We start from the raw sequence: 15,340 nt of genomic DNA on the forward strand, positions 1-15,340 counted from the left end.
AGCTAACTCGGGGATTCTTTGTCTTTTTTTCTGCTTGGTAAATTTCTTAAACATTTGCAGCGTAGGTTAGTTGCAATTAAAAGCAGCTAAATCTTGCTTGTCAAACGTTTAAAACATAAAAAACGCCAATATTTTAAAGCAGATAATAACCCCAGGGCTTCTTTTGCCTTTTTTTTCATTTGGTAAATTTCTTAATGTTTATAGCTAAAAGAGCCCAAGAGAGGTCAATGCCCCTGTGATGTCATTCCAGTGCTTGACACTGGAATCCAGCCTTTATTATGCAGCCACTTGGTTGAAATTAAGTCTTCTGGATCCCAGTGTCAAGCACTGGGATGACAAAAAAAGGAGGCTACTCGGATGACAGGAGAAGGTACTGCCGTCATAAAGGAACCAGTTTCAGCTACTTTCATGACATCGTTGTAACATTGTACCATATTACAATTTAGCGTTTTTAGTAACTAAGAAAAGTGCTTCCCCCTTTTAGAGCACTGCATATAATAGAATTATATCGCAGTGCATTGCGAAACAAAATTCCCAATACTACAGGAGGCTTTATGAATAAGAAATTTCTCTATTCACCATTGTCAATAAAAAGCATAGGAGAAAACGGTGTATTTTCTGGTTATGCTAGCGTTTTTAATATAGTTGATAAACAAAATGATCTGATATTGCCTGGAGCATTTAAGAAAAATTTAAACAGAAATAAAATAAAACTCCTTTGGCAGCATAATCCTGACGAACCTATAGGTAGTATCATAGATATTTACGAAAATGATGTTGGTCTATATATAATTGCACATTTACTTTTGGGTATTCAGAAAGCAGAAGAAGTGTATTTGATGCTCAAAGCTGGAGCAATTAACGGACTTTCCATCGGCTATATACCTATAGAGTATGATGTTGATCATAAAAGCGGAGCTAGAGTGTTAAAACAAGTGGAATTATGGGAAGTCAGTTTGGTCACTTTTCCTGCAAACTTAGCTGCTCAGGTAATCAATGTGAAAAATCAGAACAATGAACAGGAAATGTTAGCAAGAGCGATAGAAAAAGCAAATGCTGTACTTACAAACACGTGTATTTCTGCTTATAGCTAAAGTGACTTGGTTTACCGATAATTTGAAAAACAAAAATTCGTCATCCCGCTACTTGTTAGCGGGATCTAGAGATACCGCGGCGGTATGACGTAGGAAAACTTTTCTTGGATTAGCTATAAAGTGTATTAGGTGGGCAAAGACTTTACCATAATTTGACACCTGCGTTAGTATTTATTTAACATTTACACTAACATATATAACTTTATCGCTGTTAAAATTTTCTGTAAATTAAAGTTAAAAAACAAGGTAATTTTATGTCAAATATTAATAATACGGCTAATTATGAAATTAATGTTAAACGAAAGGAAAAAAAATACAGTTGGTCTACTGTATTTGCTTGGTTGTTTCTAAAAACGATTGGACGAATATTGCCCAAGAGATGGAACAGATGGGCAGAAAATATTTTGTACTACGATAAAACTACTGCAAACAATGAAGTTCAAACTGATGCTTTTAAGACAATAGATGGAAGTGTTCAAGTTGACTTAAAACCTGAAGTAGCAGTAAGAGAGAGCAAAAGTGGAGTAATAAGTAAGGATGGAGAGGTTCAAACTAATAAAGTAACATTTCACGATATAGCAATGCAGACCGAATACGTCGAAACAACGGATAAAAATAGTGATCAAGCACAGCAGGTTGAAGACTTACAATCAAAAAATGGCTTATTGGAAGTGAAAATTGAAGAATTGCGATCTATAATCATAAGGCTTAAAGCGGACTTACAATCAAAAAATAGCTCGTTAAAAAAGGAAAATAGAGAATTGCAATCTATAATTATAAGACTTAAAAAGAATTATAGAGAATTGGTAGAAGTTACAGATAAACAAGAGAAAGAGTTTTTAGTAAAGTTGAAGGCAAAATCTGAGATGATAGGGTGCCAGGGAAGAGAATTAACTGAACTCAGAGCAGAATTTACCAATAAAATAAACGAGCTTTTTGAAAGGGTGGAAGAAGTCAGGAAAGAAAAATCGAAGAAAAAAAAAGAAGAGTTACAAGAGCAAGTTGAACATCTGAATGCAAAATTAGAAAGAGCAAGAAATGTTGCAATATTTTCTATTGGAGAGCGTACAAAAACACTTGATGAAAATCTGACATTAAAAAATCAACAAATTGAAAGTTCACCAGCTAAAGATGAACAACAAAATGGGAAGTTAACAGAGAAAGATACACAAGGGCAAACAAAAACTAAAGCGCCAGATACAGTGAGTACAGTATCTACTGCAAAATCAACTACTGGTTCTATGAAGTCAAAAATTCCAAAGGGTTTATCTAAGCTTCGTGGGAATGAGAATTGCGATAAATTTTTATCTGATAAAAATAAAGAGTTGAAAAAAAGTTTTTCTGAATTTGAAAAGAAACACTTTTGCCATAACGTGCTTAATGAAACTATAAAGTCTCTATCAAATCAAGATGATGGCAAATTTGAAAGCAGTAAGCTGCTTGAATTATTAAAAAGTAATTTGAAACAATCCGCAAGGGAGATCATAGAAGCTAAGGTTAAAGAAGTTGTCAACGAACATTGTAACATTGGAAAAAATATGGGTAAAGAACTACGAGATGACACGTTAAAGGCCAAGTTGTCACCTTCTGTTAGAAAATGCGTAAAAAAATTAGAATTTAACAAACAAGAAGGGGTAAATAAGATTGTAGACTCTATCTTGCATAGCTTTAATAGCAAGAATAATAATAATAACGACTCAGGAGAATTGCTTAAAGAAATTGTTACAGGAAAATTAACAGAGGCTAAAATGAAATGTTTTTCAAATAAGATTCAAGAGTTACAACTGGCATTAAGCATAAGAGATAAATTTTTATCTCCAGATCAGGGAATGTGTAATCAAACTCAAGGAGGAGTAAACGAATATCAATTAACAGAAAAAGCTAAAAAAGAATACACACCTAATTCCTCGATGAGTCACACTAATATTGCAAGCATACATTCATTGAACAGTCGGAAAGCAGTTAGAATAGGCCCTTAGCATAAAGCACCAGCTCCTCTTTTGTTAAAGTGTAGGAGCTATCTTCCCAATGTTGTTTTAGCAATTCCAAGTTTCTACCTAAACTTTTTCCTGGCTGGTGACCTATACTTATTAAATCATCGCCAGATAAAGGAAATTTTGGAATATTGAATGTGTTAGCAAATGAAATGTATTCATCAACATTTTCTCCAGACTCAACACCACAAATTTTCACTAAATCACAATATAATTCTCTACCAAATAAAGATATGTATTTTTTTTGCTCTTTTTCTGAGAGTTCTGTTTTGATATCGTTGGATAGTAAAAATAGCAGCTTTTTCTTTTGCTTGTTCGAAAGACGTAAAAATTTGCTTACATATTCTCCAAGACTTAGCCTGTCATTTTTTTTAGTAGTCCTAAGGAGTAACGCTAATTTTACTAGTGCATCAGTGCCCAAAAGAAGTGACGAAGACAGAATTTCGCATTTTACTTCTTTTGGGATAATCTTTTGCAAAACATCAGATTCTTGCATGCTCTTAAGTGTTGGAAAAGGATCATTGCACTCCAGCAATTTAAGTATTTCATCTCTTATTCTCTCTCCAGAGAGGTTTTGAATCATATGCGAATGCTTTTTGCATACGTTTAGTATTTCATCACTCAAATCTCCGACACATATTTTTGCATGAAAACGAAATGCTCTTAAAATACGTAGATAGTCTTCTTTAATTCTATCTTCAGCGTTGCCTATAAAGTTTAACCTTCGCGCTTTTAAGTCCTCTATACCACCAAAGTAGTCATATATATGGCCATGCTTATCTGCATACAGAGCATTAAATGTAAAGTCGCGCCTTGAAGCATCCGCTTGCCAATTATTGGTAAATTCTACTTTTGCATGCCTACCATCACATTTCACATCATGCCTTAGTGTTGTGATCTCAAAAGATCTTTGATTTAGAACCGCAGTGATAGTTCCATGTTTTAAGCCAGTTGGAATAGTTTTAATATTACGGAGTTTTAGCGCTTTAATCGTTTGATTGGGAAGCAAATTAGTAGCTAAATCGATGTCGTGGACATCACGCTGCAAAATTGAGTCTCTCACACACCCGCCGACAAGCCTAGCCTCACCACCAAATTCCTCTATGGCATCAATAATTAAACTAGTCTCATGGTCAACTTGCATTTAGGTTAGTACGTACTGCAAGCTCATATTATATGAAATGCTTGCAAAAGCCCTATATAAAAATATACAGGGCTATGAAGATTTATTTTACACTTCCAATTATGATATTTGTTGTTGATGAAATGTTTTTTCTGTTCTTGATTCCTCCATACTACATCTTGGTAAACTTGAAGGGTTTTGCTCTTCAGAGCACTCTATGCGCTGCTTTATCTCACTAACGCACTGCTCTACAACATCACCAATTTTTCCATCAGCATTTTCTGCCAATAACTTATCAAATCCCTTTTCAACCTCTGCTCTCTCAGAGATATCCTTTGAAAGGTTACAATATTCTAAGATCTCGTCTAGCTGCAGTTTTTTTGCTAATAGGAAATCTTCTTGTTCTTGCTCTTGTTTAAGTTTGGTTTCCTCTTGCAGTTGTTTTGCTAAACTTTTATTTCTATCAAGCAATGGTTCGAAATGCAATCCGCCTTTGTTTATTATATGCACAATACTACTATCATCATAATCAACTTTATTGTATTCACCTGCACTTTTTGAACCTGAATTGTCTATTAATTCATGCAAAGACAGATCTTGGTTATCAACAGTCTGGTTCTCTATAACATGTAGCTTTACCTTATACTTTTCACAAAGTATTCTGCCTTCAACGTCAGGATCACCCCACCTACTGTTACGCATAATGTCTGCTGTATAATCATCTACAGTTTCACTACGGTGCTGGCCATTGTTATCATGACTATTGACAATTGCATTTGTAAACCACTTTGGTGGATTCTTTTGCGCAAATTCCCTACAATCATTTCTTAATTTTTCGGCAGTAACTTGCTCTCCTGTCTGTTGTTCTAGACTTTGCCTGAACGAGTCAAAAAAACAGCTTCCATTACCAATTGCTTGCCCTACATAGAAATTGTCAGGGTAAGGGTTACTATTTAAAAGAGTTATTTCTTGTCCTGAGATCCTGGGCCTTTTTATTCCAACCTCAACACCATGAAAGTCACTTGGTAGTTTCCGTTTCTTAGCTGTAGTCATAGTTTTACCTTAATTTAAGCTATATATTACTATACCAACAAAATTGTCAATAAGCGACTAATTAAGTATAGCAGAAATTTTTAAATTATGCAATAGTTATAATTTTACATAGCAAATATGAGTTTTAACTGCGGTATAGTTGGGTTACCAAACATAGGAAAATCAACCTTATTTAATGCGCTTACAGAGTCAAGTGCAGCCGAAGCTGCAAATTATCCTTTTTGCACAATCGAGCCAAATATAGGCAAGATTTCAATAAAAGATCAACGTTTGAAACAAATCGCAGCAATTGCAGGCTCAGAGAAGGTAATCTACAACCAATTAGAAGTTGTAGATATTGCAGGTCTGGTAAAGGGTGCGAGCAAAGGCGAAGGGCTCGGCAATAAATTTTTAAGCCATATCAGAGAAGTTGATGCCATCGTTCATCTGCTCAGGTGCTTTACGGATGACGATATCAGCCATATACACAGTAAAATAGATCCAATATCAGATGCTGAAGTGGTAGAAATGGAATTAATCCTAGCTGATATTGATAGCATAGAAAAAAGGCTTCCTCAATTGGAAAAGAAAGCAAAGCAAGGTGATAAAGAGCTAAAGAGACAACTTGAATTAATGCAAGAGGTACTGGCTACTTTAAAATCAGGTAGACCTGCAAGAAGTTTGGAGAATATCGATGGAGATGAGATGAAGTTGCTTCAATTGCTGACAACAAAGCCCGTTATGTACGTTTGCAATGTTGAAGATACAAATGTTATAACTGGCAATGAATTATCTAAAAAGGTAGAGAGAATGGCAGAGGAAAATAAAAGCAAATTTTATTGCATTTCAGCAAAACTCGAAGCAGATATTGCAAATCTTGATAGTGAAGAGGAAAAACAGAGTTTTTTATCAGAATTTGGCTTACAAGAATCAGGGCTTGATGGAGTAGCGCGTATTATGTATGAAGTGCTGAGTATGATAACTTTCTTTACTGTAGGGCCAAAAGAAGCACGAGCTTGGCCAGTAAAAATAGGGTCAACAGCCGATAAAGCAGCAGGTGTAATCCACACTGATTTTGAGAAAGGCTTTATAAAAGCAGAAACGATAGGCTTTGCAGACTACATAAAGTATGGAAGTGAACCGGCTTGTAAAGACGCAGGAAAAATTCGCTTTGAAGGCAGAGATTACATCGTGCAAGATGGTGATATAATGCACTTTAGGTTTAATGTGTAGTTTATTATGCAGCCACTTATTTAAAGTTAAGTTTTCTGGATCCCAGTGTCTGGGCACTGGGATGACATCTTCCCTAGCGGAGATTGCTCTCAAATCACAATGTTCGTACAGTAAGCACTGACCACTTTGCTTCAATATTTGCGATGCCCCTGAACAGATACAAAAAATCTATTGTTTTTTTATAAATTAAATCCTAAGGCATTTTTTACTGTAGATTAATCATTTGATTATAGTATCATTTTAATTAAGCTTATGCTTGGGATATTTATGAAGAATATTTTATATTTTATATTATTAGCTGTCGTATTCGGATCACCCATCCTGTTTGCCGTAGAGCAGCTTGAAGAAAAGAAAATTGGGTCAGTTCATAAAAACGAAAATGTAGGTGCAAGAAAGCAAGATTTACTGAGCAGCACAAATCAAAAAGATGAGTTGAAAAGCAACGTCGATGCTAAACAAACACAAGAAGCTGAGAGCAAAAGATTAGACGGCACTACCGATAAAGAGAAACTGCAACACAACGAGAACAAAGCTTTCGTGGTTGAAAAAACTATAAGTGAAGGTGAAAGGATTGATAAAGATTTGCCAAATGACCAGCTAGAAGGAAGCACAGACAAATTTGCTCAAAATTTACCAAATGTGGCCAATAAAGAAGTGAATAAAGATTTGAAACCAGAGCCTTTGCCTTTAAGTGCTGATTTAAATGAGAATACAGCTAACCCGCAAAAAAATCTACAAGCTGATCAGAAGATCGATATAAAAGATAATGAACTTTCAAAAAGTGATGCGAGTCAATTATTAGAGGGAAAAAAAGAAAAAGTAGAGAATCAGTCTGAAGAAAAAAAAGTGAAAGAAACAAACAGTAATTCCAAGGACCGCAATAGAGTAAAACCTATAACTAAAAAAGATGAAGAAGAGCAAAGTGAAAAGAAAAGTTTACAAAAATGGACAAAGCTAAACAGAGAACCAATAAAAGAATGGGGTCATAAAGACATACAAAGCAAGTCAATATATAAACGACAATATGATAGCCTTAATGAGCATCTTCCTACAACTGTGTTTATTGATGATTACAGTAAGCAATTTTTTTACTGCATTAAGAAGAACAACTTAACTTGCTTAAGAGGAGTAATAAGTAAGCTAGAAAAAATTGGATTAACAATTCAAGAGATACTAAGATTTAGAAATAAATTGGGTGATACTCCTCTCATTTATTCAGTTAAACAAGGTGAGGTAGACATAGTGCGCTTTCTCTTATTACAAGGTGCTGATCTTAGAGTAGTTAATAATAATTTTCAATCCCCAATTGATATAGCAATCGAAAAAAAGCAGGTCAAGATAATAAATGCGATTGCCGAAATGATGCCACACCTTTTGGAGGATAGAAAAATAGACAATAAAGAAAGCTCAGCAATGTACGATTGGGTTGTGAAAACGAAAGAAATACAGTGCGATAAGCAAGATGATTAGATTTTTGATATTAATTTTAGTTGGTCATTTATGTTATGGAAACGAAATAAATGATGAAAAAAATCCGATTAGTGATTTTTTAAACGCTCTGCATGATGTAAAATATGTATCTTACAGCAAAAAAGACTTTGCTGAATTTTTGGTGCAGTGCCACAAAGAGGGCGTGCCAGAAGATTTTAAGAAAGGTTTTGGTTCTAACTTAAATGGAGCTAATTTTAGTCAATTATATCTCAATAAATCTGTTTTTGATGGAGTAAGTCTAATTGGTGCTGATTTTTCTAACACCGATTTATCAGATGTGTCTTTCATTGATGTTGATTTACGTGGTGCTAATTTCTCCAATGCTAATTTACATGGCATTAAAATAAAAGGTACAAATTTGAGTTTTACAAAATTTGTTTCTGCAAATTTAACAGATATCGTATTTGACCAGTCTAATGTTAGTTATGCTGATTTTATCAGTTCCGATCTCAAAAAAGTAAGTATGCACAATGTAATTGGTGTGCATACTAATTTCTCGAATGTGAAAATGAGTTTTTCTAGCTTATCAAACTCGAATGTTAGCTACGTAAATTTTAGTGATAGTGAAATAAACGATACCGTTATGCAGAAAAACAACCTTGATAATGCAAGTTTCTTTGGAGTGGATGCATATAAATTAAAGATACAATTTTCTTCATTAAAAAATGCTAACATATATGGTGCAGAGTTAAAAGAATCAGACTTTACAGGTAGCAATCTTTCCGATGCCTGCCTTAATTCTTCTATCATAATTAACAGTAACTTCGACGAGGCTAATTTAAGCAACACACAAATTTCCTATGTGAATGACGATAATTCAAGTTTTGTTCAATCTATACTAAATGGTTCCAAGATAAAACATGCATATGTTTCTGAAGCAAATCTTCATGATGCTGATTTATCCAATATTGATTTTAGTTTTAGTGAACTGCATCAAGTTAATGTCTCTAATGCTGACATTCGTCACGGAAAGTTTCATAATACTAAAGTTGCAAATTCTAACATGAATGGCTCATTTTTTGACCATTCACTATTCACCTCTGCAAAGATAGAAGATTCAGACCTTTCTACAACTTCAATGTATAAGATAAAAATCCAAGACTCTCAAGTTTATAACAGTACACTTTCTCGCCATAATATTGATTCCAGTGAAATAGAAAATTCAACACTCTTTAATTTATTAGCTGATAATTCGAGCTGGTCCAATTTAAAAGTAACTAATTCAAATTTTATTGAAAGCGATTTCAGATCTTCTTTGCTTCACGCTAATGCCTTTAGGAAAACTAGTTTTTTTCTTAGCAATTTGAGTAATTCAACAATTAGTGATATGTCTTTTCTCTCTTCAAGCATATATAAAAGTTCAGTTGTTGATGCTCACTTAACAGGTTGCAAATTTGATAATTCAATTTTGATTGACAATAAAGGACAGAAAAAACTTGCAGGTTCAGAAAATGCTATAACTTCGATTAAAGATTTGCAAGAGAAAATATCACAGGGTGAAAAATTTAATGTAAATTATTCTTACTTTGAATTTAAGAATATGAATTTAGAAAATGCCGATTTTTCTAATTCAACATTGAGTAGAGCAAAGTTTGTAAACGTTAATTTGAATAAGGCAAATTTTGAAAAGACCGATTTGCGCTATACTGTCTTTGATAACTCTTCTCTCATTGGCACCAACTTATCAAATTCTAATTTAGAAGGTTCTAGCTTTTTAAACTCTGATCCAAAAAGCACCATGTTAAAAAATGCAAAGAAAAATGACCGTAAAAAGTGAGGGCGTATTATTGGTTCTATCCTCCCCTTCTGGAGCTGGAAAAACTACTATATCAGCAAAATTACTTGAGCAATCAACTAATTTAGTTAGGTCTGTTTCTATGACTACGCGCAAGCCTCGCCCCGGCGAAATAAATGGAAAAGACTATTTTTTCGTTACCGAAGAAAAATTTCACGAGTTATGCAAAGCTGGCCAAATGCTTGAATACGCCAAAGTTTTTGAGAATTTTTATGGTATACCAAGAAATTTTATAGAGCAAAACTTAAGCAATAGAATAAGCGTTTTACTCAGCATAGACTGGCAAGGAGCATTTCACTTATTCAAGCTCATGAGAAAAAAAGTTGTGAGTGTTTTTATACTTCCCCCTTCAATGAAAGAACTTAGGTTGCGTTTGCAAAAGCGTAATAGTGATGATGCAAGCGAAATAGAGCGCAGATTAGCCGAAGCTCAAAAAGAGATAAGCAAACGTGATAAATATGATTATGTAATAATCAATGATGATATTGATAAAAGTGTAGAAGAGATAAGCTCCATACTAAATAAAGAAAGACTTAAAAAACTAAAAGAAAAACCAAGTCTGGAAGACTGATAAAAACATCAATTTGGATATTTGCAGCTATAGTTTCTTATCCTATTTTAGCCAGTAGCACGTTTCGCAGTTTAGCTATATTTATTATTTTTTAAGATTAAATGGTTAAAATAGTAGCAACTGTTCAAGTGAGGTTTAACTATGACGGCAAATTTTCTCACAGAAATTAATTTTCTGCCTTTCCACCTATATTTTGATCACATATACAACGTTTAGCTCAATTTAAAAGTCAAACTTCTTGGTTGTTAGTTTAGTGCTGACAACTTAAATAGCTTTTAATATTGAGGTTTTAGTATGGGTATAGATATAACTGCACTAACTACTAATGCAGATAAATTAGGTGAATGCATAGATAAAAATAAAAAGCAAGAGCAGGATAGAAAAGACGAGCAATTGCACTGCACTATAGAGAGAAAGGTAAAAAAAGAAGAACACAAGCGTGAAAAACCAAGAGGTCAAGATGGAACCCTCAAGAAGTGTAAAAGGTTATTTGAAAAAGATGCTAGTCCTGAAGTATTAACTAAATTAGAAGAATCACTTAGAGAACAAGAAAAATATTATAGGTATTATGTCCAATGCTTCCTTCCAGTGCTAGATAAAGCAATAGAACGATCGAAAAAAATATCAAATGAAACAAAAGAGCGAGTAAAGCAAGCAATTTCAGAAATTACTTATAATAGCAAATATTGTAACCAAAATGATCGTAGGGACAGTGGAATTGAAAGTGACTACAGTAGCGATGCTGGTGATGATTATGAGAAACATTCAATCAGTAACCCTAATACAGTAAATGAAGATCAAGAAGTAGAGAAAAGCAACGAAATAACAAATAGCAATGCTCTATTACTAAAAGCGATCAAAAATGGAAATAACAGGAAATTTGAAAAATATCTAAAAGATTGTACGGATATTAGCAGCATAAAAGATGAAAAAGGAAACAATATTTTACACCTTATCGTATCGTTGGAAAAGAAACAGAAACGCAAGTTTCTAGGTATTCTAATAAAAACGGTCACCAAGAAAGATCTAGCACAACTCATTAATAGTGAAAATCAGACCCCTCTTCAGGTGGCACTAATTAACAAGATAACAAAAGAAAACCATGAGTTTCACACAATCCAAGATAACGATAACACACTTAAGTTTCTTACAAAATTGTTAGAGCATGGAGCCAGCCATGATCAGTTAGAATTACCTGAGGAAAGCTTAAAAAAATTGTCTAAGGGGCAAAATGAATACTATTGTAAATTTTTAAAGAAATTAGCTAAAAAGGCTGAGCTAAAGCAGGAAATAAAAACCAAGACAGAAGCAAAAGTTAAAGAAATTGTAGCACATACCATAAATACTCCAGATAGTAATGATAATTATCTATTACATCCAGTAATTAAAAATAGTGATAAAAAACTTTTTAAAGAACTATTGGAAAAAGGTGCGGATATTAGCCTTAAAGACACAGATGGTAACAATGCTTTACACTTGATTGTTAAACCTGAAACAAAACAAAAACTTAAACTTCTCAATATATTGCTAGAAACAGGCCAAAAAGAACAATTTATAAAAGCTGTAAATGATAAAAAAGAAGGGCAAACACCGCTCCATCAGATACTCCAGCGCATACAAGAGAAGAGTGAGAACCGATCACTTAAGAAATTTGAAAAAACTAAAAGGTATGAAACCCTAGAACTATTGCTAAAAAACGGTGCAGATATTACTGTGCAAGATAAAGATGGAAAAAATGCTCTGCACTATATTGCTTTACTAAAAGGAGAACAAAAAGTTACATGTTTAGAGTTGATTTCAAATAAAGATGATGCTGTAAATACTACTAACAAGGAAGGGCAAACACCGCTCCATCAGGTACTCCAGCGCATACAAGAAAAGAGTAAAGAACCTTCATTGAAAAATAAAATAAAGAATGTAATAAAAAAAGAATTTAAGGATACTGGCAGGTATAAAACCTTAGAGTTATTTCTACAAAATGGTGCAGATATTACTGTGCAAGATAAAGATGAAAAAAATGCTCTGCACTATATTGCTTCATTCAAAGGAGAACAAAAAGTTACATGTTTAGAGTTGATTTTAAATTCGGTGGAAAAAGAGAAATTTAGTAAAGCTGCAAACACCGCTAACGAAAAAGAACGCACACCACTACAAGTAGCGCTAATTACTAAGACGACAAAAGATAAACATAATTTGGTCAATCCTAAGAGCCGTGATAACACGATCAAGTTCTGTGTAAAATTATTGCAAAATGGTGTTGACCCAAAGCAGTTAATACTACCCGAAAGATTATGGAGCAAAGAGTATTATAAAACTATAAAAGGAATAGAGAAATCAATGGGTAGAGCGCTTATTCCAGATGATATGAGAACTGAACTGAAGTGCAACTTTGGCAGGAAGTTAAAAGCACGCGATATTGTGAAGTACATCAATAATGTTGCTTGTAAAGCAGTGACAACGCTTGTATTTGCTGCTTTAGCCTGTGCAGCAATATTCAGTGCTTCTCAAGGAATTATTACAATTGCAACTGCCTCATCTATTATAGCAGTTATTGGAGTTTGTTATCTTATTTACTTGAATTTAGAAAATATTTATGAAGGATTTGGAAAAATTAAAGGAAAGTTTACTGAAGAAAAGCAACTTACACTTCAAGATAATGCACCAAAAAATGATACACAATGCAATAACTCTGTTAAAGATATAGAAAATAAGTCCAACGATTTAGAAGAGCAAGAGGTGCAAAAATCATCAAATCAATCAGAGCATACTGAGAGTCCTCCAGACACTAAAATGAGTGCCATATCAATAAAACTCGTTGAAAAATTGTGTAGGGATAGTGTAACTAGTAAACCCTCTTCTCTGGCGCTATGAAATCAATCTCACCGCTCAGAGTTTTTTCAGCCACTTTTTTATAATCAATTTTTACGTTAACTTGCCCTTTCTTTTCTTCAAGCCACGCTATAGTGTGCTTCATCCAGTTTTTGTCATCACGTTCAGGAAAGTCTTCACGAGCATGGGCACCTCTGCTTTCCTCGCGATTAGCTGCGCATTCCATGGTAATAACCGCTTGTGGGATCATGTTAGCAAGCTCCAGTGCTTCAACTAAATCACTATTCCACATCATACTGCGATCCTCAAGTGAAATATCAGGCATCATTTTTGCTACCTTTTTTATAGCTTTTTTGCCTTCTTCTAAAACTTCAGCAACACGGAAAACTGATGCGTATTTTTGCATAGTGTTCTGCATTTCACCGCGTATTTTTGCTACTTTTAGCCCACCGGAGGCAAATCGCATTTTATTAAATCTATCTACTATCCAGTCTGTGCAGTCTGAATGCAATTTTTTATGTGGTGTACCGGATTTTAGTTTCTCTCTTGCTCTGAGCGCTGCAGCTCTGCCAAAAACCACAAGATCAAGAAGCGAGTTAGAACCAAGTCGATTTGCACCGTGCACAGAGACGCACGCAGCTTCTCCAATTGCAAATAGTCCATCTACCACTTCTTCCTTACCTTGCTTCAGCGTGAGCACTTCTCCATAATAATTGGTTGGAATGCCACCCATGTTATAGTGAACAGTCGGAATGACCGGTATTGGATCTTTAGTGACATCAACTCCAGCAAAAGTCCTTGCGGTTTCGCTGATGCCCGGCAATCTGAGTTTTATTACTTCCGGATCAAGATGCGCTATAGTTAAATACATATGATCTTTTTTTGGTCCAACCCCCCTTCCCTCTCTAATTTCAATTGTTATTGCGCGACTTACCACATCACGGGAAGCTAAATCTCTTGCTTTTGGTGCGTAACGTTCCATAAACTTCTCGCCCTGAGAATTAACGAGGTACCCCCCTTCACCACGGCATCCTTCTGTCATCAAGCACCCTGAGCCATATATTCCTGTTGGATGAAATTGTACAAATTCCATATCTTCAAGTGGTAATCCAGCCCTTACTACCATGCCATTACCATCACCTGTGCAGGTATGCGCACTTGTTGCAGAGAAATAAACACGTCCATATCCACCTGTTGCTAACACCACTCTATGCGCACGAAATCTATGTAATGTGCCGTCGCATAGCGACCAAGCAAGAACTCCGCAGCATGTTTCGCTATCCATAATTAAATCAATCACAAAGTATTCAACAAAAAATTCAGCGTTGAATTTAAGACACTGCTGATATAGAGTGTGAAGGATTGCGTGCCCAGTCTTATCTGCTGCCGCACAAGTGCGCTGCGCTGATTTTCCTTTACCAAAGTGAGTTGTCATTCCACCAAAGGAACGCTGGTATATTTTGCCATCTTCTGTACGAGAAAAAGGTACGCCAAAATTTTCAAGTTCAATAACAGCTTTAGCAGCGTTTTTACACATATATTCTATTGCATCTTGATCACCAAGCCAGTCTGAACCTTTTATTGTGTCATATGCATGCCAGCGCCAATCGTCTTCACCGATATTACCTAAAGCTGCACTAATTCCGCCTTGTGCTGCAACTGTATGACTTCGTGTAGGGAAAATTTTAGAAATGCAGGCAACTGAAAAATTAGTTGCAGCCATCCCAAGCGTTGCTCTGAGCCCTGCTCCACCTGCACCTACTACTACCACGTCATACTCATGTTCTATGATCTCATACGCTGACTTATCCATATTTACTTATTTTATCATTACAGGCTTATGATATCACAGAAGTAGAAAAAATCTATCAAGTTTTCTATAGTTAAGACGTCATGCCGCCGCGGCGCTAACAAGTAGCGGGATGACAGCAATCCTACGTCATACCGCCGCAGTATCTCAGCCACTAACACGTAGCGGGATGACGAGCTTATTGTCATGCCGCCGCGAACCGTCATACCGCCACGAACCGTCATACCGCGATTCATTCGCGGTATCTCTAGATCCCGCTAACAAGCAGCGGGATGACGATTGTCGTTTAGCTATAAACATTAAGAAATTTACCAAACGAAAAAAAAGGCAAAAGAAGCCCCGTGGTTATTATCCGCTTTAAAATATTG

The 15,340-nt window shown here is 35.0% G+C and carries 13 protein-coding genes and 1 pseudogene; 9 read left to right on the forward strand and 5 right to left on the reverse strand.

Translation table 11 applies throughout. The features are described 5' to 3' along the window. Positions 1-239: 239 nt before the first annotated feature. A pseudogene (locus tag ACIPNH_RS06770) lies at positions 240-320 on the reverse strand (WPE palindromic element domain-containing protein); the annotation flags it as partial. Here ACIPNH_RS06770 and ACIPNH_RS04615 point away from each other — a divergent pair. The 3 genes from ACIPNH_RS04615 to ACIPNH_RS04625 all read left to right on the forward strand — a co-directional run bounded on the left by ACIPNH_RS04615 (position 318) and on the right by ACIPNH_RS04625 (position 3,073). Next, positions 318-446, forward strand: coding sequence for a hypothetical protein (locus ACIPNH_RS04615; protein WP_264724169.1), 129 nt, complete (start codon positions 318-320; stop codon positions 444-446). The pseudogene ACIPNH_RS06770 and the gene ACIPNH_RS04615 sit on opposite strands and share 3 nt — an antisense overlap. A 108-nt stretch (positions 447-554) precedes the next feature. After that, a complete protein-coding gene (locus ACIPNH_RS04620; RefSeq protein ID WP_400771964.1) occupies positions 555-1,094 on the forward strand; it encodes an HK97 family phage prohead protease in 540 nt (179 codons plus the stop codon). Positions 1,095-1,348: 254 nt separating this feature from the next. Continuing rightward, positions 1,349-3,073 carry a hypothetical protein gene (locus ACIPNH_RS04625; RefSeq protein ID WP_400771965.1) on the forward strand — a complete coding sequence of 575 codons (1,725 nt, stop codon included), beginning with the start codon at positions 1,349-1,351 and terminating at the stop codon, positions 3,071-3,073. Here ACIPNH_RS04625 and ACIPNH_RS04630 read toward each other — a convergent pair. Both ACIPNH_RS04630 and ACIPNH_RS04635 read right to left on the reverse strand, forming a co-directional pair. Beyond that, the gene (locus tag ACIPNH_RS04630) at positions 3,057-4,232 is read right to left on the reverse strand and encodes a CCA tRNA nucleotidyltransferase (RefSeq protein WP_264724172.1); all 1,176 of its coding nucleotides are present in this window, start codon (positions 4,230-4,232) and stop codon (positions 3,057-3,059) included. The genes ACIPNH_RS04625 and ACIPNH_RS04630 overlap by 17 nt on opposite strands. Before the next feature lie 99 nt (positions 4,233-4,331). After that, the gene (locus ACIPNH_RS04635; RefSeq protein WP_400771967.1) at positions 4,332-5,264 is read right to left on the reverse strand and encodes an OTU domain-containing protein; all 933 of its coding nucleotides are present in this window, start codon (positions 5,262-5,264) and stop codon (positions 4,332-4,334) included. A gap of 117 nt (positions 5,265-5,381) precedes the next feature. On the opposite strand from ACIPNH_RS04635, the gene ychF reads away from it, so the two are divergent. From ychF to ACIPNH_RS04660, 6 genes are all read left to right on the forward strand, one after another. Further along, positions 5,382-6,476 carry a redox-regulated ATPase YchF gene (ychF, locus tag ACIPNH_RS04640; protein ID WP_265024343.1) on the forward strand — a complete coding sequence of 365 codons (1,095 nt, stop codon included), beginning with the start codon at positions 5,382-5,384 and terminating at the stop codon, positions 6,474-6,476. Next, positions 6,469-6,597 (forward strand): hypothetical protein, encoded by a 129-nt coding sequence (locus ACIPNH_RS06695; protein ID WP_410529689.1) that lies wholly within the window; start codon positions 6,469-6,471, stop codon positions 6,595-6,597. Before ychF ends, ACIPNH_RS06695 begins: the two co-directional genes overlap by 8 nt. A 146-nt stretch (positions 6,598-6,743) precedes the next feature. Continuing rightward, on the forward strand, positions 6,744-7,946 hold the full coding sequence (locus ACIPNH_RS04645; protein WP_400771969.1) for an ankyrin repeat domain-containing protein: 1,203 nt from the start codon (positions 6,744-6,746) through the stop codon (positions 7,944-7,946). Further along, the gene (locus ACIPNH_RS04650) at positions 7,939-9,744 is read left to right on the forward strand and encodes a pentapeptide repeat-containing protein (protein WP_400771971.1); all 1,806 of its coding nucleotides are present in this window, start codon (positions 7,939-7,941) and stop codon (positions 9,742-9,744) included. The genes ACIPNH_RS04645 and ACIPNH_RS04650 overlap by 8 nt, the downstream gene beginning before the upstream one ends. Further along, entirely contained in the window at positions 9,728-10,333 is a 606-nt protein-coding gene (gene gmk, locus ACIPNH_RS04655; RefSeq protein ID WP_400771978.1) for a guanylate kinase, read from the forward strand. Before ACIPNH_RS04650 ends, gmk begins: the two co-directional genes overlap by 17 nt. Before the next feature lie 294 nt (positions 10,334-10,627). After that, positions 10,628-13,204: an ankyrin repeat domain-containing protein gene (locus ACIPNH_RS04660; protein WP_400771973.1), complete on the forward strand. Its 2,577-nt coding sequence runs from the start codon at positions 10,628-10,630 to the stop codon at positions 13,202-13,204. Here the strand turns inward: ACIPNH_RS04660 and sdhA are convergent. After that, positions 13,176-14,975, reverse strand: coding sequence for a succinate dehydrogenase flavoprotein subunit (gene sdhA / locus ACIPNH_RS04665; RefSeq protein ID WP_400771975.1), 1,800 nt, complete (start codon positions 14,973-14,975; stop codon positions 13,176-13,178). The genes ACIPNH_RS04660 and sdhA overlap by 29 nt on opposite strands. A gap of 17 nt (positions 14,976-14,992) precedes the next feature. Continuing rightward, positions 14,993-15,196, reverse strand: a complete 204-nt coding sequence (locus tag ACIPNH_RS04670) for a hypothetical protein (RefSeq protein WP_400771976.1) — start codon at positions 15,194-15,196, stop codon at positions 14,993-14,995. Positions 15,197-15,340 lie beyond the last annotated feature (144 nt).

This window comes from Wolbachia endosymbiont of Drosophila barbarae (assembly GCF_044752445.1).
Lineage (GTDB): Bacteria > Pseudomonadota > Alphaproteobacteria > Rickettsiales > Anaplasmataceae > Wolbachia > Wolbachia pipientis.

Coding starts and splice junctions, on each gene's coding strand:
- ACIPNH_RS04620 (WP_400771964.1), top strand. CDS start 555: ATGAATAAGAAATTTCTCTATTCACCATTGTCAATAAAAAGCATAGGA.
- ACIPNH_RS04625 (WP_400771965.1), top strand. CDS start 1,349: ATGTCAAATATTAATAATACGGCTAATTATGAAATTAATGTTAAACGA.
- ACIPNH_RS04630 (WP_264724172.1), bottom strand. CDS start 4,232: ATGCAAGTTGACCATGAGACTAGTTTAATTATTGATGCCATAGAGGAA.
- ACIPNH_RS04635 (WP_400771967.1), bottom strand. CDS start 5,264: ATGACTACAGCTAAGAAACGGAAACTACCAAGTGACTTTCATGGTGTT.
- ychF (WP_265024343.1), top strand. CDS start 5,382: ATGAGTTTTAACTGCGGTATAGTTGGGTTACCAAACATAGGAAAATCA.
- ACIPNH_RS06695 (WP_410529689.1), top strand. CDS start 6,469: ATGTGTAGTTTATTATGCAGCCACTTATTTAAAGTTAAGTTTTCTGGA.
- ACIPNH_RS04645 (WP_400771969.1), top strand. CDS start 6,744: ATGAAGAATATTTTATATTTTATATTATTAGCTGTCGTATTCGGATCA.
- ACIPNH_RS04650 (WP_400771971.1), top strand. CDS start 7,939: ATGATTAGATTTTTGATATTAATTTTAGTTGGTCATTTATGTTATGGA.
- gmk (WP_400771978.1), top strand. CDS start 9,728: ATGACCGTAAAAAGTGAGGGCGTATTATTGGTTCTATCCTCCCCTTCT.
- ACIPNH_RS04660 (WP_400771973.1), top strand. CDS start 10,628: ATGGGTATAGATATAACTGCACTAACTACTAATGCAGATAAATTAGGT.
- sdhA (WP_400771975.1), bottom strand. CDS start 14,975: ATGGATAAGTCAGCGTATGAGATCATAGAACATGAGTATGACGTGGTA.
- ACIPNH_RS04670 (WP_400771976.1), bottom strand. CDS start 15,196: ATGACGGTTCGTGGCGGTATGACGGTTCGCGGCGGCATGACAATAAGC.